The organism is Shewanella sp. ALD9 (assembly GCF_002836315.1).
Taxonomy (GTDB): Bacteria; Pseudomonadota; Gammaproteobacteria; order Enterobacterales; family Shewanellaceae; genus Shewanella.
The window spans coordinates 841,476-867,597 of the sequence record NZ_PJCD01000002.1 but is presented as its reverse complement, the minus strand read 5'-3'; the positions used below and the strand labels follow the sequence as shown (position 1 = coordinate 867,597).

The 26,122-nt window shown below is 41.7% G+C and carries 22 protein-coding genes and 1 riboswitch; of the genes, 10 read left to right on the top strand and 12 right to left on the bottom strand.

The window, feature by feature from the left end; all coding sequences use genetic code 11:
* Nucleotides 1-201: 201 nt before the first annotated feature.
* On the bottom strand, nucleotides 202-1,194 hold the full coding sequence (locus tag CXF88_RS07165; RefSeq protein WP_101086206.1) for a class 1 fructose-bisphosphatase: 993 nt from the start codon (nucleotides 1,192-1,194) through the stop codon (nucleotides 202-204).
* A gap of 172 nt (nucleotides 1,195-1,366) precedes the next feature.
* Between CXF88_RS07165 and CXF88_RS07160 the strand changes: the two genes are divergently transcribed.
* A complete protein-coding gene (locus CXF88_RS07160) occupies nucleotides 1,367-3,664 on the top strand; it encodes a S9 family peptidase (protein WP_101086205.1) in 2,298 nt (765 codons plus the stop codon).
* An 89-nt stretch (nucleotides 3,665-3,753) separates the two neighbouring features.
* Here CXF88_RS07160 and arcA read toward each other — a convergent pair whose 3' ends face one another.
* A complete protein-coding gene (gene arcA / locus CXF88_RS07155; protein WP_011636021.1) occupies nucleotides 3,754-4,470 on the bottom strand; it encodes a two-component system response regulator ArcA in 717 nt (238 codons plus the stop codon).
* Nucleotides 4,471-5,145: 675 nt separating this feature from the next.
* Between arcA and CXF88_RS07150 the strand changes: the two genes are divergently transcribed.
* The 3 genes from CXF88_RS07150 to CXF88_RS07140 all read left to right on the top strand — a co-directional run bounded on the left by CXF88_RS07150 (nucleotide 5,146) and on the right by CXF88_RS07140 (nucleotide 8,677).
* Nucleotides 5,146-5,625 carry a DUF3293 domain-containing protein gene (locus CXF88_RS07150; protein WP_101086204.1) on the top strand — a complete coding sequence of 160 codons (480 nt, stop codon included), beginning with the start codon at nucleotides 5,146-5,148 and terminating at the stop codon, nucleotides 5,623-5,625.
* A 240-nt stretch (nucleotides 5,626-5,865) separates the two neighbouring features.
* A riboswitch (Lysine riboswitch) is annotated at nucleotides 5,866-6,040 on the top strand.
* A gap of 134 nt (nucleotides 6,041-6,174) precedes the next feature.
* Nucleotides 6,175-7,554: a lysine-sensitive aspartokinase 3 gene (gene lysC, locus CXF88_RS07145; RefSeq protein WP_101086203.1), complete on the top strand. Its 1,380-nt coding sequence runs from the start codon at nucleotides 6,175-6,177 to the stop codon at nucleotides 7,552-7,554.
* A 4-nt stretch (nucleotides 7,555-7,558) separates the two neighbouring features.
* Nucleotides 7,559-8,677, top strand: a complete 1,119-nt coding sequence (locus CXF88_RS07140) for a succinylglutamate desuccinylase/aspartoacylase family protein (protein WP_101086202.1) — start codon at nucleotides 7,559-7,561, stop codon at nucleotides 8,675-8,677.
* A gap of 71 nt (nucleotides 8,678-8,748) precedes the next feature.
* Here CXF88_RS07140 and CXF88_RS07135 read toward each other — a convergent pair whose 3' ends face one another.
* The 10 genes from CXF88_RS07135 to CXF88_RS07090 all read right to left on the bottom strand — a co-directional run bounded on the left by CXF88_RS07135 (nucleotide 8,749) and on the right by CXF88_RS07090 (nucleotide 19,406).
* Nucleotides 8,749-9,885 (bottom strand): site-2 protease family protein, encoded by a 1,137-nt coding sequence (locus tag CXF88_RS07135; protein WP_101086201.1) that lies wholly within the window; start codon nucleotides 9,883-9,885, stop codon nucleotides 8,749-8,751.
* A 220-nt stretch (nucleotides 9,886-10,105) separates the two neighbouring features.
* Complete coding sequence (locus CXF88_RS07130) at nucleotides 10,106-10,468, bottom strand: DUF4144 domain-containing protein (RefSeq protein ID WP_101086200.1); 363 nt, start codon at nucleotides 10,466-10,468, stop codon at nucleotides 10,106-10,108.
* 43 nt (nucleotides 10,469-10,511) lie between these two features.
* Nucleotides 10,512-12,179, bottom strand: a complete 1,668-nt coding sequence (locus tag CXF88_RS07125; RefSeq protein WP_101086199.1) for a FapA family protein — start codon at nucleotides 12,177-12,179, stop codon at nucleotides 10,512-10,514.
* Nucleotides 12,180-12,356: 177 nt separating this feature from the next.
* Nucleotides 12,357-13,403 carry a class I SAM-dependent methyltransferase gene (locus tag CXF88_RS07120; protein ID WP_101086198.1) on the bottom strand — a complete coding sequence of 349 codons (1,047 nt, stop codon included), beginning with the start codon at nucleotides 13,401-13,403 and terminating at the stop codon, nucleotides 12,357-12,359.
* 110 nt (nucleotides 13,404-13,513) lie between these two features.
* Nucleotides 13,514-14,788, bottom strand: coding sequence for an alkaline phosphatase (locus CXF88_RS07115; protein ID WP_242445122.1), 1,275 nt, complete (start codon nucleotides 14,786-14,788; stop codon nucleotides 13,514-13,516).
* Between the two features lie 101 nt (nucleotides 14,789-14,889).
* Nucleotides 14,890-15,843, bottom strand: coding sequence for a glutathione synthase (gshB, locus tag CXF88_RS07110; protein WP_101086196.1), 954 nt, complete (start codon nucleotides 15,841-15,843; stop codon nucleotides 14,890-14,892).
* Between the two features lie 38 nt (nucleotides 15,844-15,881).
* On the bottom strand, nucleotides 15,882-16,622 hold the full coding sequence (rsmE, locus tag CXF88_RS07105) for a 16S rRNA (uracil(1498)-N(3))-methyltransferase (RefSeq protein WP_101086195.1): 741 nt from the start codon (nucleotides 16,620-16,622) through the stop codon (nucleotides 15,882-15,884).
* Nucleotides 16,623-16,671: 49 nt separating this feature from the next.
* The gene (locus CXF88_RS07100) at nucleotides 16,672-17,373 is read right to left on the bottom strand and encodes an endonuclease (protein ID WP_157822786.1); all 702 of its coding nucleotides are present in this window, start codon (nucleotides 17,371-17,373) and stop codon (nucleotides 16,672-16,674) included.
* Nucleotides 17,374-17,530: 157 nt separating this feature from the next.
* Nucleotides 17,531-18,142 carry a SprT family zinc-dependent metalloprotease gene (locus tag CXF88_RS07095; RefSeq protein WP_101086193.1) on the bottom strand — a complete coding sequence of 204 codons (612 nt, stop codon included), beginning with the start codon at nucleotides 18,140-18,142 and terminating at the stop codon, nucleotides 17,531-17,533.
* 82 nt (nucleotides 18,143-18,224) lie between these two features.
* Nucleotides 18,225-19,406 carry a hypothetical protein gene (locus CXF88_RS07090; RefSeq protein ID WP_101086192.1) on the bottom strand — a complete coding sequence of 394 codons (1,182 nt, stop codon included), beginning with the start codon at nucleotides 19,404-19,406 and terminating at the stop codon, nucleotides 18,225-18,227.
* A 571-nt stretch (nucleotides 19,407-19,977) separates the two neighbouring features.
* Here CXF88_RS07090 and CXF88_RS07085 point away from each other — a divergent pair.
* The 6 genes from CXF88_RS07085 (at nucleotide 19,978) to CXF88_RS07060 (ending at nucleotide 26,084) form a co-directional block, all read left to right on the top strand.
* Nucleotides 19,978-21,303, top strand: a complete 1,326-nt coding sequence (locus CXF88_RS07085; protein WP_101086191.1) for a sigma-54 dependent transcriptional regulator — start codon at nucleotides 19,978-19,980, stop codon at nucleotides 21,301-21,303.
* 220 nt (nucleotides 21,304-21,523) lie between these two features.
* Nucleotides 21,524-22,141 carry a hypothetical protein gene (locus tag CXF88_RS07080; protein ID WP_101086190.1) on the top strand — a complete coding sequence of 206 codons (618 nt, stop codon included), beginning with the start codon at nucleotides 21,524-21,526 and terminating at the stop codon, nucleotides 22,139-22,141.
* Between the two features lie 25 nt (nucleotides 22,142-22,166).
* The gene (locus tag CXF88_RS07075; protein ID WP_101086189.1) at nucleotides 22,167-23,237 is read left to right on the top strand and encodes a hypothetical protein; all 1,071 of its coding nucleotides are present in this window, start codon (nucleotides 22,167-22,169) and stop codon (nucleotides 23,235-23,237) included.
* Nucleotides 23,238-23,291: 54 nt separating this feature from the next.
* On the top strand, nucleotides 23,292-23,996 hold the full coding sequence (locus tag CXF88_RS07070; RefSeq protein ID WP_242445110.1) for a C39 family peptidase: 705 nt from the start codon (nucleotides 23,292-23,294) through the stop codon (nucleotides 23,994-23,996).
* A gap of 10 nt (nucleotides 23,997-24,006) precedes the next feature.
* The gene (locus tag CXF88_RS07065; protein ID WP_101086188.1) at nucleotides 24,007-24,720 is read left to right on the top strand and encodes a hypothetical protein; all 714 of its coding nucleotides are present in this window, start codon (nucleotides 24,007-24,009) and stop codon (nucleotides 24,718-24,720) included.
* A 29-nt stretch (nucleotides 24,721-24,749) separates the two neighbouring features.
* Nucleotides 24,750-26,084 carry a transporter gene (locus CXF88_RS07060; RefSeq protein WP_197708416.1) on the top strand — a complete coding sequence of 445 codons (1,335 nt, stop codon included), beginning with the start codon at nucleotides 24,750-24,752 and terminating at the stop codon, nucleotides 26,082-26,084.
* Nucleotides 26,085-26,122 lie beyond the last annotated feature (38 nt).

Genomic DNA, 26,122 nt, shown 5'->3' with positions numbered 1-26,122 from the left:
TAGTCCTTAATTAATATCCTGAAAATAACTTAGTGGGTATTTAAGTTATTGTAAAGAAATGATTCTTTACTGGTGCCTAATGATTCAAATTTGTATTTTGGTTAACTGTGTTTATTCGCGTCAGTGAGATCATCAATGAGCTCAACTGCAGCGCATAAATGAAAAAACCGCCAAAAGGCGGTTTTTTTACAGCATAATCAATTAATCAATTGATGGCTCTTCGCTGTAATCAATACCGTGATAGCTCAAGCAAGTATCAACTTCGTTTGCGCTACCTAAAATTACCGCAACGCGCTGATGGATTTCGGTTGGCTGAATGTCCAAAATAGTTTCATAACCTGTTGATGCTTTACCGCCAGCTTGTTCCACTAACAATGCCATTGGGTTGGCTTCATACATTAAGCGTAACTTAAACGGTTTGGCTGGGTTTTTATTGTCTGTCGGGTAAGAGAAAATCCCACCACGACACAATACACGATGCACATCACCTACCATTGCAGCAATCCAACGCATGTTAAATGATTGCTCTCGTGGTCCTATTTCTCCGAGTAATAAATCGGCAATATAGGTTTGCATTGGTGCTTCCCAAAAACGCTGGTTTGACATATTAATGGCAAACTCGGCGGTGTCCGGGGTTATTTGCACGTTATTGTCGGTCAGAAGAAACTCTTGGCTGTCTGGAGCAAGAGTATAAAACTGAGTGCCTTGACCAGTGGTTAGCGCCATCATGGTTGATGGGCCATACAACACATAACCCGCAGCAACTTGTTTGCGGCCAGCTTGTAAAAAGCTTTGTTCGTTTAACTCTCCGGTAGGTGCTGGTAATACCGAAAAAATAGTGCCCACTAATGAGTTGATATCGATATTTGATGAGCCATCGAGTGGATCAAAACACACTAAGTATTCACCTTTAGCGTTCACCTCAACCACATAATCTTCTTCTTCAGACGCTAAACCACGTACATTGCCATCGGTTTTAAGGGCATCTTTAAGCATGTCATTGGTGATCACATCCAGTTTTTTCTGGGTTTCGCCTTGAATGTTTTCTTGCTCTGTTGCACCCAAAACACCCGCTAATGCACCGTGACGAACCGCACCACTAATGGCTTTTGAGGTGTCAGCTAAGGTTAATAGTAGTTGTGTTAAAGACGCGTTTACGGCTTGTGCGCTAAGGGTTTGTGCCAAAGTCTGCATGATTTTTCCTATGAGATTTTGCGAGGTTAAGGTCGATGTTGTTAATTCTTATCAGTTATGTGCAAATCATACCCCACAATGGCGCTAATTTCAGCGATTGTTATCTGGGGTTTTGGTTTTACTGTAAATTGAGGCAAAATGTGGGCGGATTGAATTGCCCCAAGGATTAATAATGACAATAACATGGAAGCATCATGCTTTAGCGGCAGTGTCTGCCGTGCCACTCCTTTTTACTAGCCCGGTTTTTTCAGCAACCGCTAAAGGCAGTATCATGAACTCATCAACCACCGCAACACTGACTGCGATCAACGGTAGCACTACACCACTGACCATCGAACGTATTCATGCGTCACCAGCCTTAGCGGGTTCTAGCCCCCGCGGGTTGGCCTTATCGCCTAACGGAAAACGTGTAACTTATTTATCAAGCCGTGCTGATAATCAACATTTGTATGATTTATGGCAAATGGATATCGCGACTGGTAAGCGCAGTGTACTGATTAATGCTGATCAATTAGAGGCAGGAGAACTGTCTGATGAAGAAAAAGCTCGACGAGAGCGTCAACGTATTTACGGCCAAGGGATCATGGAGTATTTCTGGTCTGAAGACAGCCAACATATTTTAATCCCTGCAGCGGGTAAGTTGTATTTATATGACGTTGCCAGTAATAAAGTGGCTGAGCTTGCAACCGGTGACGGTTTTGCAACCGATGCGCGTTTGTCTCCGAAAGGTCACTTTGTATCGTTTGTACGCGATCAAAACTTATTTGTATTGTCATTGGATAACCAAAAAGTAACAGCACTCACCACAGACGGTAAAGGGCCGATTAAAAATGCTATGGCAGAGTTTGTCGCCCAAGAAGAAATGGACCGTATGACAGGTTATTGGTGGGCGCCCGATGAGTCTGCTATCGCCTTTACTCGTATTGATGAAACGGGTGTGGAGTTAGTGACTCGTAATGAAATTTACGCCGAGGGGATTAAATTAACCGAGCAGCGTTACCCTTATGCAGGCAAAGCCAATGTAGAGATCGCACTGGGTGTCGTGACCTTAAAAGATCGCACTATTAGCTGGATTGATTTGGGCAAACAAAAAGACATGTATTTACCTCGCGTAGATTGGCTACCCGACAGCCAGCATGTGTCGTTCCAATGGCAAAGCCGCGATCAACAAACGTTGGATTTACGCATTGCTGCAATCTCTCAGCCGACACAAGTTACAACGGTGATTGAAGAGCGCAGCAAAGCATGGGTAAATTTAAACAATGATTTACACTTCCTAAAGCAACAAGCGGCCTTTATTTGGGGCTCTGAGCGTGATGGATTTAATCATCTGTATTTATTTGACTTACAGGGCAAACAACTTAAGCAATTAACCCAAGGTGATTGGGCTGTTGATGCGCTTGAGTATGTCGATGAAGCAACGGGTTGGGTATATTTTAGCGGTCGTAAAGACAGTGTTGTTGAACGTCATTTGTATCGGGTTAATCTTAATAAAGGCATGGACTCCATTGAGCGAATTAGCCAAGCATCGGGTATGCATGAGGCTGTATTTGCGGATAAAAAGCCCGTTTATTTAGATTACTTTAGTAGTTTACAGCAGCCGCCGCAGATAAGTTTACACAATGATTCTGGCAAGCAGTTAGCTTGGGTTGAGCAAAATAACATTGATAAAAATCATCCGCTTTATGATTATGCTGGTTTATGGCAAATGCCTGATTTTGGTCAATTAACAGCTGAAGATGGTCAAGCATTACAATACAGACTGTTTAAACCGGTGCCTTTTGATGCCGCTAAACAGTATCCGGTTGTGGTGCGCGTATATGGTGGACCGCATGCTCAGTTAGTAGTCAACAGCTGGAGCGAGGCAGATTATTTTACTCAATATTTACTGCAGCAAGGCTATGCGGTATTTCAATTAGATAATCGTGGCTCAGCGCATCGAGGCACGCAATTTGAACATGTCATTTATCAAAACATGGGTGATGCCGAAGTAAACGATCAAAAAGTTGGCGTTGATTACTTACGTAGCTTGCCGTTTATTGATGGTGACAATGTTGCTATTTATGGTCACAGTTATGGTGGTTATATGGCGTTGATGAGTCAGTTTAAGGCGCCGGGTTATTTTAAAGCGGCAATATCGGGTGCGCCAGTAACGGATTGGCGTTTGTACGACACTCATTATACTGAGCGTTATATGGGGAACCCGCAAACCAATAAAAAAGGTTACGACGCCAGCAGCATTTTACCTTATGTCAAAAATTATCAATCGGGCTTATTGATGTATCACGGTATGGCTGATGATAACGTTCTGTTTGAAAACAGCACTAGAGTATATAAAGCGTTGCAAGATGAGGGTAAGTTATTCCAAATGATGGATTACCCAGGGTCTAAGCATTCAATGCGTGGCGAGAAAGTGCGTAATCATTTATATAAATCATTAGCGGCATTTTTAGATCAACAGCTGAAGTAATCACTATTGTGTTAAAGGATTAACGAAAAAGCAGATATAAAAAAACCAGGTGATTCACCTGGTTTTTTATTGCGGTTAACCTTAAAAGATTACGCTTCTAGGTCACCACAAAAACGATAGCCTTCACCGTGAATTGTCGCGATGATTTCTGGCGTATCAGGCAAGCTTTCAAAGTGCTTACGGATGCGACGTATTGTCACATCAACGGTGCGGTCATGAGGCTTTAATTCACGGCCAGTCATTTTTAACAACAAGTCAGCACGTGTTAAAATCTTACCTGGGTTTTCAACAAAGTGAAGCATCGCACGGAACTCGCTACGTGGTAGCTTATAAGCTTCACCTTGTGGGTTCACCAAAGAACGGCTATTGATTTCTAAGCTCCAACCGTTAAAACGGTAATACTCAACAGAACCTTTTTCTTCAGTTTCTGCGGCAGCATTATTAACGCGAGTTAATAGGTTACGAGCACGGATCGTTAATTCGCGAGGGTTGAATGGTTTAGTGATGTAATCATCTGCACCAATTTCAAGACCTAGAATCTTATCAACTTCGTTATCACGGCCAGTCAAGAAAATAAGACCGATGTTATTAATTTCACGTAGCTCACGAGCTAATAATAAGCCGTTTTTGCCTGGTAAATTAATATCCATAACAACAAGATTAATCTTATTGTCTTGCATGGCTTTATGCATTTCTGCGCCGTCGTTAGCTTCAGTGACAACATAACCTTCAGCTTCAAAAATACTGCGTAATGTATTACGAGTTACAGCTTCATCTTCAACAATTAAAATGTGCGGATTTTGCATGATATTTACCTGATTTTATAAAATTCGATTCTAGCCACTGTTTGCGAACTGTGTGCTAATAGATTGCAATAGCGCTTTAGCTAATGCGCTAAGATTCCGATATTTTTTGGTGTTTATCTATGTCTACCCTGAATTAAACACTCTCTATAAACTCTATTATGTAACACTTAATACTGGTTACTGAGTCTGCTTACGTCGATTAATTACCACTACGCCAAGGCACGCGTTTGCACTTATTCATGATGGTGTAAAATTTGTTGCACTTAAGCTTACTTACTATGAATGCCATTTAGAAAGATAGTTCCTTCTATTGCAAACTTATTTAATCGTATTAATGTTTTATCAAATGTAGAACAAATTTAGTACGACTGTAAACTTTACATCAAAAAATCGTCACACTCACAACAACATTTGCTGAGTTTTTGAGGTGTATGTAGCTAACTTTGCTACAGTGATTTAATAGTGCGTAATGGTTATTGTACTCGTTTTAGGCATTTGTTAACAAATTAAATGTTAAAAAATTAATATAACACTCGAGTATATGAAAGATTAACCTTGCTAAGATGATAATAATTAATGATTTTCTAATATAGTACTGCTGATTTAGATCGTAAACCTTTTAGAAATCAAACCTATCTGCTAGACTAATTCTGGCTTAATTGACGAAAATTTATTATGGAAAATGTTATAGATACATTGTGGAATGAGTATCAAAGTACTCATTTTTTGTTTACTCAACGCCTTTCTCATGATTTCCCATTTGCTATTGTTACTGCCCATAACCCCCGTGGTTCAAGACTCTCTCCTAGTCAAAATCGCTTACTCGATCGTCAGCTTCAATTTAAAATTCAACAATATAATCGTCCCTATCGTGCGTTAATCGGTGCAGCACCTGATTTGTCGCATATGGAAAAGAGCTGGGCTATTTTTATTGATAAAGAACAAGCTGTTGAGCTTGGTCGAGAATTTAATCAACATGCAATTTACTACGTTAATCAAGGTTTGCTATCTTTGATTGCATGCCTTGATAGCATCAAACCTGAAGTTGATATGGGAATTTTTAATCACCGATTAAGGATGGTGAGTGAGTTGCCAGAGATAGGTTCGTATAACTGGGTAAATAATGACGTAATTAAAACTGCACAGCTGCGATAAAATAATTAATACATTATTTTGAGACAATGCTTACTAGATTGTCTCGGTAATTTGCGGTTAAGTATGTTTTTTGGATATTTATGGGCATTTTTTCGTAATAGAGAACAATCATTGCTCTGAAGTCGCAGCCGCATAATATTTCACTACAGCGATATTTTTTATCAAAACAGTGTATTTTTACTGTGTTTGCTGATTGACTTGATAGGGTATTTTTTGCTATTTTCAACTCCCTCCTTCGGGAGGAACAGAAGAGGAGCGTTAACTAGGTAGTAAGTGAGAGGATGCCAATCCGATGACCACTTATGATGGAGATTAGCGCCGAGGTATCAGTTTGTTTGGCAAACATTGATATCGGTCGATTAGGCTGAATCCTAACGATTGTCACCTATTTTTTTGGTGGAGAGCTTCTGGTGATGATTGCTGTTTCCCTTCTATAAGGGTGCGTTATCTTAGCACCAGGCTCTTCGAACGTAGTGTGTTCGGAGCGTATATCATGTTAGTAAATCACATCTTATTTTTGAGTCTTTCGCAAACAGCGGAGGCATCAGTATGAGCTTTGTTCAGTCTGAAATAGATACCCCAGAATTAGTCGTTGCCAAATTTGGCGGCACGTCAGTTGCTGATTACGCCTCTATGAGCCGTTGTGCAGATATTGTGTTGGCTAATCAAGCTACTCGTCTTGTGGTAGTAAGCGCCTCCAGCGGAGTGACCAATTTATTAGTTGAGTTAACCCAAGCTAATGTTAATGACGAGCGTCGCTTGATATTGCTTAAGCAAATTGCTCAAATTCAATATGCGATATTAGATGAACTCGGTCGTCCGCAAGACGTGGCAGCCAGTATTGATAAAATACTCAGCCGGATGTCAGTACTCAGTGAATCGTTAGAGCTGAATCGCAGCAAAGCGGTTATGGACGAGTTACTGTCGACGGGAGAGCAATGTTCATCGATTTTATTTTCTGCGGTTATTCGGGAAAAGGGCACTGCTTCAAATCATTTTGATGTGCGCCAAGTATTACGTACCGACAGTCACTTTGGTCGCGCAGAGCCACAAATTGAAGCTATTTCAATGTTAGCAGGTGACTTTTTACAGCCATTACTTGCGCGTTACGTTATCGTTACCCAAGGCTTTATTGGTGCGGATGAAGAGGGACGAACAACAACATTAGGCCGTGGTGGTAGTGACTATTCGGCGGCATTACTTGCCGAAGCGCTTCGTGCTACAGCGGTTGAGATTTGGACCGATGTGGCCGGTATTTATACCACTGACCCACGCCTTGCCCCCAATGCCCGCCCGATTGCTGAAATTAGCTTTAATGAAGCGGCTGAGATGGCGACCTTTGGCGCTAAAGTATTGCATCCCGCCACCATCTTACCGGCAGTAAGACAAAAAATTCAGGTGTTTGTAGGTTCAAGTAAAGCGCCTGAAATGGGCGGAACTTGGATCCGTCATCAAGTTGAAGATACCCCAGTGTTTAGAGCGGTGGCGTTGCGCCGCGATCAAACTTTACTTAACTTGCATAGCTTGCAAATGTTACATGCTCAGGGATTTTTGGCTGAAACGTTCGCGACCTTAGCGCGACACAAAATATCCGTCGATTTAATCACTACCTCAGAGGTTAACGTATCGTTAACCCTAGATAAAACCGGTTCAGATTCAAGTGGCCAGGGCTTACTCAGTGAGTCGTTATTACAAGAGTTATCGCAACATTGTCGTGTAAGAGTCGAGGAAGATTTAGCGTTAATCGCCATCATCGGTAATCGCATAGCATCAACGGCTGGCATTTGTAGTAGGGTGTTTAAAGTGCTTGAAAACCATAATGTTCGGATGATTTGCCAAGGCGCAAGCCCACATAATTTATGTGTGTTGGTAGCAGAGTCGGAAGCGGCGCAAGTGGTTAATGCCTTGCACCAAAACTTGTTTGAGTAATCATATGACTAAAGCAATACAATCGTCAGTTCAAGTTGGAGAACTGGCGACAGGACACGCATTGACCGTTCCAGTATATTCATTCATTGGTAGCGAGAGTGTTGCGCCTAGCGTGTATATTCAGGCCAATGTTCATGGTGCTGAAGTGCAAGGTAATGCTGTGATTTATCAACTGATGACCTTATTGGAAGGTTACCAGGTTTTAGGTGATATTACGCTTGCTCCCTTAGCCAATCCTTTAGGGATTAATCAAAAGAGTGGTGAGTTTACTCTAGGGCGTTTTGATCCCATTACAGGGGTTAATTGGAACCGCGAGTACTTTGATCATCAAGTCGATATTCAAACTTGGTATGCCGAGCACCAACGTTTAACCAATAGTGAGCTGTTTTGCGCCTATCGTTCAATGTTGGTAGAAACTTGCCTGGCGCGCCTAACTCATTCTTTTGGGATTTCAACAGGTCATCGGTTAGCAGTAAATTTACAGGCTATGGCACATCAAGCAGACATAGTGCTTGATTTGCATACCGGCCCTAAGTCGTGCAAACACTTGTACTGCCCTGAGTATGATATTGATGCGGCGAGATTTTTCTCGATCCCGTATACCTTGGTTATCCCCAATAGTTTTGGTGGTGCGATGGATGAAGCTACCTTTTGCCCTTGGTGGCAGTTAACCGAGTATGCAGCCAGTCAAGGCCGTGAATTTTCGGTACCTGTGTCAGCATTTACCTTAGAGCTTGCAAGCCAAGAACGGATTGATTTAGCTGACGCGTTAGAGGATGCCAAAGGCATACTGGCTTATTTAAGTCATCGCGGCGTGATTGCTGAAAAAGTTTATCCAGCCAGTATGGAAAGATTTGGGTGTTACTTGAAGGATTATAAGAAGTTTCATGCACCTAAAGCTGGCTTAATTGAATATTGTGCCAGTGTCGGTGAACCATTAACCGCAGGCAAACCTTTAGCGAACATTTTACGCATAGATTTGTATGGTACTGAACAGGCTTACCAAGCCATTAGTTTACCCATGGATTGTGTGCCTATTTTGCATTTTGCTTCTGCGTCGGTACTCCAAGGCACAGAGTTGTATAAGGTGATGACTAATGTGTTTCCATTACAGCCTAGTTGATTAACTGCTTTGGCTAAGTAAAACAAAAACGCCTGCAATTGCAGGCGTTTTTGTCGATGCGTAAATTGCAATTAACTGCCTAAAATCTGTAGCGGAATCGCTAACATTTCGTTACCAGAAGCAGCAAAATACCAAATAATGCCCACTAAACTTGCTACCGTGAGTAAATACCATACGGTAGAGAAAATTTGCCCGTAACGATCTAACGGCAATAAATGACTTTGATGGCGACCGCGCCATTCAAATACAATTTCTACACTGCCGATCAGTAACAAAAAGCCCAGCAAGGCGAGCCCTAAGCTATAGCTAATGAACACACCGATAGCGGCACCAGCAATACAAGCCACTAGACCGACAACACTATTCATTGAAAAGCTGATGCTTTTTAAAATATGACCGCCATCGAGAGGTAAAATGGGCAGTAAATTAAACAAATTTAGCAGCGCATTGAATGTTGCTAATCCGGCAAAGAATATGTTGCCTGTTAGCCAATAAAGTCCAAGTGAGATAATCGATAAAATGAGTCCAAAAGTCGGGCCCATAATCGAAATATACACATCTTGCCAGCGGGTATTGATACGTTCATCACTTAGCGCTAAGCCTCCCACAAAAGGGATTAAATAGATCCCTTTGGTTTTCATGCCGAAATGTTTCATCGCTCGAATATGGCCATATTCATGAAACACTAAGCAGCCTATGAGGGCTAAGGCAAATTCAAATGAAAATAACCATGAATAGGCCGCAACACTGGCTCCCGCAAAAAGGACTTTAACCACCTTGGCACTTTTTAGTAGCTTAAAACCTAATGATGCCAGTCCAACAACACTGAGCTTTTGGTTTTTTACTGCTGCAATTTCAGGTGTTTGACGCTCAATATCTTCAACGGTTCGTTGACCTTGGGTTATGGATTCATCATCTATTAATAAACAATAATCCAGTTGAAACGGTTGCCAGTTAACATCGATTTCTAATCGTACCGGTAGTGAACCAATATTGGGTTTAACGGGTTCGTCGTGGTTGATATTTGTTTCAGTCGGTACCGACGTTTGAGTGGTCAGTTCAAATGAATGAATATGAAAGGCTTGGTCGCTAGCGCTTGCAGACTTTTGTGATACCAGTTGATTGTCCCAATAAAGTTGCTGCCAGCCCGCAATCGAGCCTTCTAGTCGCAGACGTTTACCTAGACATTCAATATTTAGTAATTCCATTAAGGATTCTCAGGGTTTATGGACAGTGAGCATAGAGGCATTTTGCCAGAGCTGTGTGTGTTGCTCAATGGGTTTTACCATTATATTCGTTAATCATTAGCTTAGATTTATGATTGAGTGATTAAGGTAAGTAACATGAGTCTGTTGTTGGTAAATTGAAGGTTAGTAATGCTAAAAAAGGAGGTGTTATGTGCTGTTAATCTTCAGTCTGAATACGTTGTTAATAAAGCTGCTCTAATTCAGCCACGGTCGCAATACCTTGCTCTATGGTGGTAAAGACAATTTTTGCACTGCAGCAATGTCCTTGAAACTGACCATACTGGCGTACCAGTGGCAGTAACTGTAACACGCTCATATCTTGACTTAGCTTAACCAGTACAGGCAGTTCAGCCACGCTGGGATCCTGTGGCGGATTTTTCTGGATGCTATACACATGGCCGGCATTGTCGATGAGTTTATCTTCAGCGTGGACGGTAAATTGGTTGGCGCAAATAAAGCCCAACCAATCTTGATAGTTAACCAGATACATTAGCTCATCATCTTGATCAAACTGGAGTATGGCCGGCCAATGTATCTGTTGCATAGTTATCTGTTTGTCCACTTTTTATTGTCTTACCAACTGATTGTTATCGATTACTGTAATCGAATGATACTTCTTGATTGACGTTTTTTACAATACACGGCCCATGTTCACGTTGGCTGCGATTGAATGCCGCACCTATATGAATTTCGACGTTGGTGAAAATGTGTTTTTCAGCTTTGATGACGTAATTATTATAGTAGCCTTCAACTTCGTTAAGATGTTGAGTGTATTCTAGTTCTTCTTTCATACGTTCTTCTGCCATTTGATTTTTTTGCTCGAGCATCATTTTGACTTGCTCAATCATGCCGGCATCGCTTTGCCATTCCGTTTTGGGCGGTAATTTACGTAATCTTGCTTCTATTTCTAAGCCCGCAACAACCATGCCTTTAATACTGTCATCTAACTCTTTAAGTTCTTGCTTTAATTCACCATGATGCATGGCACAAAACAATTCCGTTTTAGTGCCGGCGGTAGCACCAAATGCAATGGCTCTAATGCCTTTTGCTGCAGTAGCAATGCCGCCGATTAAGTCACCTCGTCTTGCTTGGGCATCACTGACGGTAATAGTGTCACCTGAGGTTGAGTGACTGTGAAGTAACTGCTTGGTGACTAGAATATTGCCTAGGGCCTCTAAATGGGAATACTGCACAAACTGGGCACAAATTTGTCCGGTAGCTTTTATTTTAGTGCTGAGATCGTGCTCTTTAATTAAACGGCCAATAACACCTTTACTGACAATGACATCACCTTGAGCTTCAATAGACGCGGACTCAACAAAGCCCATTACCGTTACGTCACCGCTAGCTTTTACTTCCATACCTTCGTGCACATCGCCAGTGATTAAAACACTGCCTTTAAAATTAACGTGGCCATAGCGAACGTCTACATCTTTAATTTGCAGCATATCGTCAACTTGCATACCGCTGCGATTTTCAACTGGCTGACCAGACACTGTGGCGATGAGTTTATGTTGATCTTTAGGGTGTAAGCTGGTGCCTGTTCCTGGTTCCATTGGTTTATCTTTACCAGGAATTTGTTGCAGTACATCGCCGTGAACATTAAAACCAGGGGTGCCGATGGTTGAAGGGTTTTTAACCATCAGTAAATCATTGGGCTTAACGGTAATTAGTGCGCCTAAATTACGCATGTCGACCGAGCCGTCTTCGCGTTCTTGTGGTTGTAATAAGCGCTCACGAGCTAAGGCGACTTTTCGGGTTAATATCGCATTGTCGCCGTTAACGGCTGCTTTACCGCAAGCTATGACGCCTTCACAGGTTTCTCCTGGTGGCAATATCGACAAACGCTGCATTAATGCCATGATTTTAGGTTTACTCAATCCCATTTTAATTTTTTGAGTTTTAAGGGTATTAAGTACATCTGGCAGGGTAATATCTTTGCCGCCCCAAGCTGAAGTGATTTTCATACTGGCTTGCATTTTATCGTCACTGACACTGATATTAACGATACCGTCTTTACGTTCGGCAATGGCAAAAAAGAGTTCGTGAGTTCCGGCGTTTTGACCGCATAGAGCATTAACTTCCGCTACCGCTTTAGCAATTGCAGGGGCAATAGGAAACAGCATAGCAAAAGCCGCCTGTGTGAGTAAGGCGTTAATATCCTCTGCTGACACTGGGCCGTGAGTATTGGGAATTATACGTAATTCCACTTTATTTTTATCAGCACTTAGTGCGACGATTGAGGGCTCTAACATAACATCCTTTGTTTTTATTTTTATATCAGGTCATAACAGGCAAATAGAATACCAACGAAATGAATTACAAAATGTGCGTTATTTTGCCTTTAAGCCAATTTAGCTGATATTAATCTGCATTTCCAGCAGTAAGCTTGCTTTGTCGCTTATAAGTGAAGCGGTTTGAGGTGCGGAGTATTATTGGAATAAGTGTTGATGGAAATACAATTTATACTTATTGTTTTCCGCTACCACATTCACTTTGCCAAAATGCGTCGCTATCGTCTCTGAATAAGGTAAATGACGATTAGCGACAATCTGCCATATACCTTGTGATGTCAGCCTAATAGCACTTTGTTGGACAAATTGTGTGGCAATATCAGTCGTGCTGGTTAACCCATCATGAAATGGCGGGTTGGAGATAATACCATCGAACTTGCCTGAGATTTGATTAAACCCATCTGAAGGATAGACCTTTGCCTGCATACTATTGGCTGCTAGGGTTAATTCACATGAGAGTAACGCCATTGCATTGATATCAATGCACTCAATGGTTAACTCTGGATTGGCTTTTAGCAATGCAGCTGTAATGACCCCTGCACCACAACCAAAATCGAGTACTCTGCCGCGTAAGTTATCCGGTAAATGTGACAGCAGTAATTCGGTCCCCTGATCGAGACGTTTCTCGCTGAAAACACCGACAGTATTACAAATTTGCAGTGTTCCCTGTGGGGTTTCTAGTGAATATTGGCTTACCCAATCGCTTATGGATAGCGTTGGTGCTGCTTGGGTTAAATAACTGACATACACTAGACAATGGCGGGCATTATCTTGCTTGATCGGGGTTGAGTAATAATCAGGTGTGAGTTTATCAATTGATTTAACTCCACCTTTATTTTCACCCACAATCATCAATTGGCCATCGATATTTAAATGTTGTGCAGCCAGTTGCAGTAAATAGCTCATTAAGGGTTTAGCTTTTGGAAAGTAAATAATGACGCTATCAAATTTTGCATCAGCTAATGACTCAGGCAGTTGATGGCCAAAATAGCATTGTAATTTTTCATTAGCGCAAGAGGATAATGTGAGGTGATGATTAAAGTCTAGCGCTAGGGCAGTGACATTATCGGCAAACTCAAGACATTGATGTGCAAAGGTATCAGCTTCATAATTGAGCACTAACACATTGTGTTGCTGAAAGTATTTGCTGTTTCTAATTAACGCTTGAGAAGGATTTGTTAACACGTCGGTTGCTCATAATGCTAGTGATAAGATAAACACGCTGATATTAACACAACCCCCACTTCGATAACGGGGATTGTGTTAGACATAGTCGTCAGTCAGTCAGTCAGTGATTAAGGTGTTTGCACCGATTGCGGTAGTAAGCTAAACATCTTAATCGCAATATCAATATTGTCTTGATGACCGCTAAATAATCTCGCACCTGGGCCTTCTGCAAAGACTTGAACATCCATCGCGGTATGACCGCCACTTGTCCAACCGGTATTCGATTCAATATCAATGAGTTTACGCAGTGCGATTGATAATGGCTCATTACCTTGCATGCGTGCGCTTTGTAATTGACTGTATTGCGCTTCATTTGGTGTAAAACCAAGTAGCGTCGCCGTTAAAGGTTGCCAGTTATCTTCGGCAATGGCACGGGTAGCAATAACATCAGGGCTGGCTTGAACCTTATGCAGTACTTCAGGGTGCCATTCGTATTTGTCATGTGCACCAACTGATAATCCACCGGTATTATGATCTGCTGTCACAACCATAAGGGTGTCTTTACTTTGGCGAACAAATTGTTCAACCACTTCGATAGCGGATGCAAATTCATCCATTTCACCCATCGCGGTAGCAATATCGTTACTGTGACCTGCCCAGTCAATTAAGCTGCCTTCTACCAATAACACAAAACCTTGTTCATTTTGTGATAGTAAATCTAATGCCTTTTGGGTCATATGGCTGAGTTTATGCGCTTGTTTATCATTAATCACCCAAGGCAATTGTACATCAGCAAACAGCCCCAATACTTTTGGCGTAGTCACTGATTCTAGCTCAGAGAATTCAGTGATGTGTTGGTAGCCTTTCGCGCTAAACTGCTCAAGTAATGTTGGGGTGAAATATTGCTGGCCACCACCAAGAATCACATCAGCATCAGATGCTAAATAAGCTTCTGCAATGTCTATGTAATTACTACGGCTTTCGTTATGAGCCAAAAATGCTGCCGGTGTAGCATGGTTTACTTGGGAGGTAACCGCTACGCCAGTAGATAAGCCTAATGCTTTGGCTTTTTCCATTAAGGTTGTGAGTGGGCGTTTTTCGGTATCAACGGCAATGGCACCATTATAACTTTTAACTCCAGTTGATAATGCAGTGGCAGATGCGGCAGAGTCGGTGACATAACCACTGATAGAAGCTGGGTAAGTGCTTGCCATACCAACGAGTAAGCGATCAAAAACCGTTTGTTCAATCTCTTCTGTTTCAGGATTATCTTTATAGTAACGATAAGCTGTGGTGTAAGCCGGTCCCATACCATCACCAATCATAATGATAATATTTTTGGGTCTTGATGGACCGACGGTTGGCACATTATTGCTTGCTGTATTAGCGACTACAGGTGACATAACGACTTCATCAGCCATTGCACCCGTTACGATCAAGCTAGATACCAATAATAATCTACCGATTATCCGTTGGTAGGTAGATAAAAAATGCATGATTAATCCTATTTTTGCTGACTAATACGGGCTTCGATGGCATCCATAAGCATGCCGGTAATATTAACGTCGAATGCTGCTTCAATTTCTTTAATGCAGGTTGGACTAGTCACATTGATTTCAGTTAACTTATCGCCAATAACGTCTAAGCCGACAAAAATAAGGCCACGCTTTTTCAATTCTGGACCAATAGCACGAGCAATTTTCCAATCACTTTCCGATAATGGTTGGGCTACACCACTACCGCCAGCAGCTAAGTTGCCACGGGTTTCACCTTTCATCGGGATACGGGCTAATGCATAAGGTACCGGTTCACCGTCCACCACTAAAATACGCTTATCACCTTGAGTGATTTCTGGAATAAAGGCTTGCGCCATCGCGTATTGTTGACCATAACTGGTTAATGTTTCGATAATCACGCCAACGTTAGGGTCATCTTTTTTCACTCTAAAAATAGACGTACCGCCCATACCATCTAGCGGTTTTAAAATGATGTCTTGTTTTAGCTGGTGGAATGCTCTGATGCGTTTAGCATCGCGGGTGACAATAGTGTCTGGGGTAAATTCAGAAAACCATGCCGTAAACAGTTTTTCATTGGCATCACGTAAGCTTTGTGGCTTGTTAACAATCAATACGCCTTCTTCTTCCGCACGTTCGAGCATATAAGTCGCGTAGATGAATTCGGTATCAAATGGTGGATCTTTACGCATTAATATCACATCAAGTTCGGCTAAGGGCGTATCAACTGACTCACCTAAGGTAAACCATTGATCAGCATCTTGCTTAACCGACAATTCACGCATCGTGGCCATGGCTTTGCCGTTGACCATCGCAAGGTCATGCATTTCCATATAAAACAATTGGTAGCCGCGTGCTTGTGCGTCCAATAACATCGCAAAGCTCGAATCTTTTTTGATGTTTATGTCGCTAATCGGGTCCATAACAATACCGAGCTTAATCATGTGTGTATCCTTTAATAATGTGCAGGGAAGATATCGGTTTACCCAATATCGCCAAATTTAACTTGTAATGCGGTAATGGCAGTTAATGACGCTGTTTCAGTTCTAAGTACCCTTGGCCCCAATAAAATGTCGGTAAAATGTTGGGTTTCGGTCATGGCAATTTCTTCGTCAGACAAACCGCCTTCTGGGCCAATTAATAATCTTACTTTGTGGTGTTGACCGGATAACTGCAAACCATTAATACCGTGTGAGGCTCTCGGGTGCAAATTCAGTTTTAAGGCTTCGGTGGATTCTTCACACCATTGTGCCAATGTCATTGCAGGACGAACAACCGGAACAATACTGCGGCCAGATTGTTCACAGGCACTGATAACAATTTTTTGCCATTGTTGCAGTTTTTTGTCTAAGCGCTCACCACTCAGTTTGACACCACAACGATCAGAAAATAACGGAGTAATGGTTGTTACACCCAACTCTACTGACTTCTGAACCGTAAACTCCATCCGGTCTCCGCGTGAAATCACCTGGCCTAAATGTAAGTCTAACGGCGATTCACTGTTGTTAGCCTCACAACTTAAGACCGTGACAGCAATCGATTTCTTACTGGTTTCAATAATTTCAGTTAAGTAATCATTGCCGTCACCGTTAAACAAGCTGATGCGATCACCCATTCCCATGCGCAATACTCGGCCAATGTGGGCGACACCATCCTCATCTAATTGAAGAGTTTGCCCTTGTTGTAAATTGTCTAGGGGCTGAAAAATGCGTGGGACTCTCATCAGTGTTGACCTTATTTAACCAATTGTTCAAGGGAAGCTTAATCGTCAATTAACGAACTAAGCCGTTATTTTGGCATTGTTTGAATACAAAATCATTATGATTACCTTGGTTAGCAGCGATTAAGGTATCACGCTTGCACTCAGTTGCCGTCACTGGCTGCATTTTGTCCCATGCATTAAACAGTTTTTGTTGGCTACTGCTAATCTGTAGACCATAGGTTTGTTGCATATAGAGGTAAGTGCGAGCGATAGGACCTCTTGCTCGTTCAGGCGGTTGTGCTTTGCGGCCTTTAAAGTCGACAATCATTTCACATTGTCCGTATTGATTCGCTTTTCCACCCCAATCACTAAACCTAAAGTTGCTGCGATCGCCATTGACCTCACCAACAGCAGGAACGAGATTATGTAAATCGGCTTCCATTTTTTTGAATTGCTTGTTGTTTTTACCACAATTTTTACGGCCGCCGTCTTGCCAACATTGCAGTTGATGACCAAATTCCCAAGCGGGAACCACATGCTCCCATTCGATACGGTTGGCTCTAATAATTTGTTTTCTAACCTGATAGCCACAGCTAGCATGATCTGCTTGCCATAATTTGCCTGCTATGGCGATGTCGCAGCCGCAATAAAAAGTACTGAGGGGGAGGTGTTGTTGGTAAATCTTTTTAGCCACTTTTTTCGCTTTACCAAAACTACTTGGATGTTCTGCAGCGATAAGTGTGGATGAAAAAATGCCGCACAGAAGCGACACCCAAAATAACCAAGAGTGTGTGGATGATAAGCGCAAAATTAAACCCTAAAATTAACAAAAACATCATTACAGCGCAGGCTTAGCCTGTCATTTTGGCTGATGTTAAGCCATCAGATGCGATGACGCAATTGATACCGTTTATTATTCCGAGCAAAGGTTATTTAGGGGTAAAAGGGGTTAATGTTTGTTGGCAGCGGCGACAGCGATATTGAGTTTGGCCACGGACAATTCTGTTGTGACGTCTTATGGTTAAGTTGATACTGCCACAGCCACAAAAATATTCGAATTGTTGGCCACTGACAGACTGAGTATTGAGTTGGTGAGTGGTCTTGGGAGTAATATTAAATGTCGTCAGCATTACGCTCTGCCATTCTTTACCATGAGGTCTTACTTTACCAAAGAGATGGAAACAGACTAAATGGCTAATTTCATGTGGTACCACTTCGTTAATAAAAATATCCGGATTTTCAGCCAGTAACACCGGGTTAAAGCGTAATTTATTGGTTTGTAAATGTGCTGTGCCGGCGCTTTTTCCACGTAAGCTAAAATGCACACTAGGGCGTGGGAATTGACGTTTAAAATGTTGTTCGGCTAATAGGTAGTCCGTTTCGACTTTGGCCAAGATCTGCTGTTGTAAAGGATCACTAACGGAAGTGTTCAGCGATGGGTGGGTTCGAGAGCCCACTGATAACGAAGACTCCTTTTCGTGGATATCTTGCGTTAATACTTGGTGTGCGCGCTGAGTGAGATTAAAAATACTTTTAAACATGTTGAATTGCTTCACTTGCCTGAATGATTAATGAAAGGTTCAGGCAAGTAAAGTATCGGCCTGTTAAGTTAGTTGGTAGACATTACAGTGTGCTCGCCGCTGCAGCTATCATGGCGCGTATTTGCTCGACAATGTCTGACTCTACTTGTGAGTCGTAACCTTTAATACGTGGAGTATGAATGTGTCCTACCGGTAAATTCAAGTTAAATTGATCTCGAAGTAAAATACTGCGATAGGAAATTTCATTGGATAAATAGCCGCCACCAGAGCCTTCTACAGAAATTTCTTTTTGTAGTTCAGTCAGTGATGATGCCTTAAATTGTCCCCGAGATAAGGTGCTAATTTGATTATTGTCATTGACACTCCAATGCCCTTTCACTGCCGCCATTGCTTCAACGGGCAAAGAGAATTGCACAAACTCAGGACCATTTAATTTGCCATCGGCAGAGGTACCACCGTTAAATAATGGCGCTTTAGGATTGCGCTGACTGGCACCCGTTAATACATTTAAATTGTCTGGAGCTTCTGCGCTGCGATTACGTCCAGGAAAGCGTTCAATGTCGAAATTTTCACGACCCATACTAATGGTAAACACCATGTCGACACTGTCTTCACGATAAAACGGCGTGAGTAACGATTCGATAATACCATTGTCGAAATCGCTAAACCTTACTGGAATCATTACGGTTTCGATCTGGGCTTTTTTACCATTAACCTCAAAACGATAACCATCGAGTGCTAATGCAGCTAAACCTGATGGATTGCTTTGGCCAATATTTCTATCAAGGAAAAAGGGGTCAAAACCGGTCACTAAAATATTAATTTGTGTATCGGGAGAAAACGTAATATCGCTAAAGCCGCGAGAGGACTTCTCAACTGCTTTGACTAAAATATCACGTTGCCAATCGGCCATATTGAATCCGGCTTTTTCTTGCTTTAGGACGTTACGCATGCTTAAACGACTCCAGTACAAGGAGCGATCATCACTGTGTCCCGATTGTACATCTCGTACAGCTTGCTGCCATAACCTATGCCCTTGATGCGCTGCCATTTCGGTAACGGCTAACTCATCAGTAGATTGGGCTAACTTGACCTCTAAAGTATCACTGATCGCTTGATAACGATTAACCACATTAGGCATAGTTTGCCCCGCTTTTGATACACGCATCTCTTCAACATCTTTTGAGAGCGGCCCAGCATTAACTGCAGTAGATAAGGTTAATGCCAATGTACTTAACATTATAAAAGCACTGTGTTTAATCATGATGGTTCCTTTAGGACCCTAGATGTCTATCTTTGGGTTGCATTTAACGACTTTACTGCCCGTGAGGCGGTCTACGTTATAGTTATAACACAGTTGTTTAGAGGGTTTAATAGGACTTTAAGACTCGTGTCAGTAAATCGTTTTTAAATTATGGATTGAAGTTAACCTCTTTGGAGGTCGTTAAATGTTGCAGATATGGCGATTTAATTGCAGCTTTTTATATACTATCAGCGCTTCTATACCATACTAAGATCATAAGAAAGATGTAGCTGAGATAACAGATACACTAAAGTTAGTCATCGTTACGGTTAATCTGGGGTGATAAGTCGATAAAAAGATGATTAAAAATGTACCAAGTGTGGTTCTGACCATGTATTAATATTGAATCAAATAATGATACTAGCTATGAGTGACTACATTATTGATATATTAAATTACCGAAGATATAAACGATTAGCCAATGATCAGGGTTTATATTTCAGTAATATTATCCGGTTATATCTATAGATAAGATGCACAGGCTAACCTTGTGTTAGCACTTTGGTGCTCACTGTATCGAAAGGATATCAACATGGAACCATTACTAATGGCAGGTTTTCAGTGTAATGAGCTAAATGAAGTACTTTCTCGATTAGACTTTCAGCTTCACTACATTGATAAGTATGATCAAAATAAAATTCCCATCAATTGTGCCCTGTGTTTAATCGATCTTCGAAAAGAAAATATCATAAATGAAATCAATTATCTGGTCAGAGAGTTAGACCCTAGGGTCCATATCATTGTACTCATCAATAAATCACAACTCGACATTGTAGCGATCACAACTTTTATTGCGCAATATGCTTGGGATTTTTGTACTAGCCCTATTGATCCTGAAAGATTAGCGAAATGCTTGGGTCATGGCATTGGTTTATCTAAATTAAAGCAACAGCATCATGTTCCACAGCCTGAATTAGCTGGCAAAGAAACCGATCCATCGGTGTATCCATCGGACGTCATGCAACAGTTATTTCGTCAAGTTGAGCGAGTTGCACCGACAGATATTCCGGTGCTCATTCGAGGTGAATCTGGCACTGGTAAAGAATTAGTGGCGACCAAACTACATCAATTATCTTCTAGGAAAGATGGACCTTTTATTACGGTTAACTGTGGTGCTATGGCTGCTGGCTTAATTCAATCGGACTTATTTGGTCATGAAAAAGGTGCCTTTACGGGAGCAACAAGTAACAGGAAAGGCAAAATTGCATTGGCTGACGGTGGTACATTATTTTTAGATGAAATTGGTGATTTACCCGCTGAGTTGCAAGTCAATTTATTGCGTTTTTTACAGGAGGGGTTGTACGACTCAGTGGGCGGCGGCATACCGCAATCGGCTGACGTGCGTATTTTAGCGGCGACTCATGTTGATTTAGAAAGCGCCATTGATCAAGGCCGTTTTAGGTTAGACCTTTATTACCGTTTGAATGGCATAACTATTATTACCCCAAGGTTAAAAGAAAGGCGTGATGATATTATCGGTTTAGCCAATCGATTTATTCGGGTGTATTCGAATGAATATGGACTTGTGACAAAGCCATTATCGCAATCAGCTTGCCATGCACTATTAAACTACCCATGGCCAGGAAATGTCCGCGAGTTAATTAATCGTGTTCGCCGAGCGGTGGTATTGTGCGACACGCCGCAGATAAGTTCACAGAACCTAGAGTTAGCTAATATCGATAAAAAACGCCACATTGCGCTATCGCTTAAAACCTTAAAAGACAATGCTGAAAAACAAGCCTTACAACAGGCTATTCTGATTGCAGACGGTCAAGTTGAGCTTGCAGCAAGTTATTTAGATATTTCAAGGGCAACCTTTTATCGACTCATGGACAAACATCGTTTACCGCTGATGTAATTGGTTTAATTGAGACACTATTTAGTTGCTTATTCAGTCTTAATATTAAGATTGTACCTAAAAATAGAATTAAGCTTTATATCAATAACCTAGCTATTTTTATTCTTAACTTTAAGAATTCCTCTTGATCTAAAAAACGCTATCTATATGAAATTTAATAACTTTCATATTTGGCATAAGGGTTGCTATATCCTTTTATCAAATATGGAAGGAACATCTTATGGAAATCATTAGCCAGGTACATTGCAAATTGTTGCAATTATCATTGAAGCGAGCAATACAGCTCAGTGCGCTATTGCTGGTTGCTCATTCATACGCTGATGATTCAACGGTGATTGGTTCACATGTGATGCAAGGCGCAGGTCGGGCAAGTATCAACCAAGCTGCTGGCGATTTTAATATTCAGTCTAACAGCCATGCATTAGGCCAACGCACGTCTATCCAAACGATTAATTACAACCAATTACCGCAACCAACATCATTATCAGAATTTAATAAGCAACTTACTGCAGTAATAGACAGCCAAGCCTTTGCTCAATTTCAAGGCTTAGCCAGTATTAATCAAGTCAGCGGTGAGCAAAACATACAAGCTAACATAGGCAGCATTGCCATGGACTCGACCCTAGAAACCATCATAGGGCAAGGGTTGAATGATGAAGCCTTAACTCAAGTGTCGAGCCAATTGGCACCGTCATCTTATCAATTATCACACTATCAGGCCGACATCGCTCCAGACAGTTTTTTGGATGCGCAGGGCGTGATGCAGATTAATCAAATTTCTGGTGACAATAATGTTGCCATTAACCAGTTCTCGTTGCAGTTACCAAGCGGGAATTAATAATCATCGATCGGAGGAATGGAAGATGAAAAAACTCACTCTAGTGCTAAGTATTGCAGCAATAATGAGTAGTTCTGCATATGCAAATGGAATGACAGATTCAGACAGTAGTGTTGAATTAGATAAAAAAATAGATGTATCTAAAGAGCTTAAATATAAAGGTAAAGTGACCATTGAAGGCACTATCACGGCTAATGGTTTAGGCATGGCTGTAGTTGAAAATGTACAGGAAACTAGCGCAAATTTAGTTGAAAATTATTATCACGATAATGACGCTAAAATATCTGGTAATGCGTTTGAAAACTCAAGCGGTAATATTGGTGTTAACCAAGCGGCAGGTGATTTTAATGCGCAAAGTAACTCCGCTGCATTAGCTTCTATTGATGCCGGTTTTGCTTTTGGCTCTGGTGATGCTGAAATCTTCAGTACTCAAATGGGTGGTTTTAATGGTGTGTGGAACGAAGCCTCAACTAATACATCAACCATCAATGGTGCGTCGTTCATGAATGCCTCAGGTAATATTGGTGTCAATGTTGCTGCAGGTAACAACAATATTCAGGCTAATAATATGGCCGCGTCTTCATACAATGGTCGTTTAGGTGAAGCCAGTGTGTCTAATGTGCAAAGTACTGGGCATAACGGCACGATGAATATAGGGGTTGTTCAGGATAGCGTGGAATATGTCGATGTGGATCTTGTTCTTGATGCCGGAGGAACCTATGAAGGTACGTCCGCTTTAAATGATGCCTATTATCCAGAAATTATTTTAGAAGGTGACGGAGAACATAATTCAGGAACAGGAACTGTAGTGGGTCATGTTGATTTTGATACAGAAAACCCATCTGGTGCTGAAGTGATGACCTTTGATGAAGAAGGTGATTTAGCGCTTAATGGTACCGTGAGTGGTCAATTACCTTTCTTTGTTCAAACTGTGCTTCAGAAGTCTAATAATTCTTCATTATTAGCTGGAACAGCCTTCCAGAATGCATCGGGTAACATTGGGGTTAACTTGGCCAGTGGTACGGGTAACCTTCAGTCAAATAACCTTGCTTTAACAAGCATTACGGGTCCAGCAGAGATCATTTCTGGCGAGTAAAGACCTCATGATACGTTATGAATAAGGCAGGGGGGTAACCCCCTGATTCATCTTATGCGCGACATAACTAATTTAATGATTGCACTGCTGATCATGTCCAGCTTTAGTCTCACTTATTACAGTTACTCAGCAGATATCCCATTAACGGGTGTCGTGCCGGGTATGGGAACCTATTCTAAATCTATTCAGAGTATACGTGAGCGAAAATTTGAGCATGTTATAGAGCAAAAAACCGACTTTTCATGCGGTGCCGCAAGTCTAGCTAGCTTGTTGAAATATGCCTATGACCGTCAAGATATAAATGAGCAGGAAGTGTTAATTGGCATGTTAGAGCATGCCGATCTGACATTGGTACAAGAGCAAGGATTTTCACTGCTTAATATGAAACGGTATCTGCAATCTCAAGGATTAAGGGGGCGGGGATATAAAGTCGGTGAAGCTGAAATGTTGTTGCTCAAGATACCTGCCATTGTATTACTTAATGATGGTGGCTATAGCCACTTTGTGGTTTTTCGTCGACATGATCGCGGAGAAGTCTATTTAGGCGATCCCGCATTAGGTAATAGGATCATGACAATGGATGAGTTTACCCAAAAGTGGAATGGGGTTGTATTTGTGGTTATTGGGCAAGAGTATCGACGTGATAATCCATTACTACATCCAAGAGCAAAACTAACGTTTAAGGCACTCGATCCGCTCTCACCTATGACGGATGCTGAGTTACTTGAGTTTGGTTTTTCTTATTCAGATATGCTTTAAGGAGGAAGTTATGAAACTAAGCATGATGCTATTACTGACGATTGCAGCACCTGTGATGGCCAGTTCGCCTTCATTGACGGTATTCCAACATAGCCAAGTGCTGACAGACTTTGAATTGGAATCAATGAAAGGTAAATACACTAATAATGGCCAAGATTATTACTTTGGCTTGCAGATGCAAACGCAGTTTATTCAAGATAATGGTGTCCAGCAACAAGTTGGAATGCAAATTGAGTTTTCTCAAGTCGACAATCAGCCCTCAGTGAATATTACTATCAGCGATCCCAATGCCATTAGTAGTAACAATGGGTTTCAGTTAGATGCTTTGGGTCAAACAGCAGGATTACAACAACGAATTCAAATCGCTGGGAGTAAAAACTTAGCCGTCAATGAATTAGATATGGCTCAAGGGCGATTAACCCCGCTACTGCAAGGGATTAATGTTGCCGTCGGCACAACGCTTGTGAGTAATAATGGCAACACCACGTTTTCGGCTAACGGTAATACAGTTGGCTATCAGGTCGAACTGGCTTCAGGCAGAGCCAGTCAAGGTATTAGTTATCAAAATGGCAATGGTCAGTTAGTTCAAAGCATTTTTATTGATGGACTCAGTCATGGAGTGATAAACCAGTCTACACTAAGGTATGACGGTATGCCTGTTGGACCAATTGAGTCAAATATACTTGGTAGGCAAATCAGCGATTTAACCGCACTAGGATTTTAATTCATTTTGTACAAGCCAAGGATGTATTTATGAATAAGAAATGGACCTCAGCTGTCGCAGTGATCCTGCCTGGAATATTGGCAGTACCTGCGTATGCTGCAGATACTGATCCTCAACCAGCCTTAGAAACAACCTTATCTGAACAAGATATCGCAGTACTTAAACAGAAATTGATTCAGTTGAATCAACAAATTAAATTACAGCAACAGACCATTAATCAGATGGCTCAACAGGTGCTCAAGCAAGAGGCATTAAACAGACAAGCCAGCACGAAAGATCTCGCCTCAACGACTAAGCAACCATCAACTCCATCATCTGCAACATCATCTGCAACATCGTCAGCCGAGCGACAAGATGTTCAATCAAGCCAGCAAGGCGCAATCGCCAGCAACACAACAGAACGAAAAAAAGCGCCAGACAGAGCAAGAAGTACTGATGATGTATTACAAGAAGCACATAATGTCTTCTCTCGGAAATTTACCGTAGAACCCTCATTTACCTATAGTTACTACAGCCGTAAAGATCTCATTCTTAGAGGCTTTTTAGCGCTTGATGCTATTTTTTTGGGTAACTTAAACCTAGATCGTATTCGCACTAATACAACACGATTGGATCTCACTACCCGCTATACATTAAATGAAAACTGGCAGTTTGAGCTCGGTTTGCCGTATCTGTATCGTTGGACTCAGTATGACTCAGTGGGGGAAGGCAACTCTAGTCAACGATACGAAACGGCTAAAATTAGTGGTGGTCAAATAGGGGATGTCAGTGGTGCAGTTTATTACCGCATTAATACTGAATCTGTAGATTGGCCCGATTGGGTATGGAACTTCAGAGTTCGCGCGCCAACGGGAAAAGATCCTTTTGGGATTTTGCTTGAAACATCTGATACCGGCAATTTAACCTATCCTACAGAAATGGCAACGGGTTCAGGTGTTTGGGGGGTATCGACAGGGTTTAGCTTAGCAAAAACGTTTGATCCTGCGATTGTGTTTTTTAATTTAAATTACGGTGCTAGTTTTAAAGAAAGCTTTGATGACTTATCTGGCGCACCAGGGTTAAGCCCCGGTGAAATTGATTTAGGCAATTATCTGGATTACAGCGTGGGATTGGCCTTTGCGGTTTCCGAACGAATGAGTTTGAGTATGAGCTTTAATCAGCGATTTTACAGTAAGACCAAACAAAGACCAGAAGGTGGAGAGTGGGAGAAAATCCCTCGTACTGACACCAATACTGCGAGTTTAGGTATTGGTGCTACGTTAGCCTTATCGCCCAATCTGTCTATGGTGACATCAATGGGTGCTGGACTAACAGAAGATTCACCAGACTACCAAATCAGTCTGCGATTTCCTTATCGATTTTAGTGCTGTTCAGAAAGCTTCGCGTTATAAGTTTCTCAATC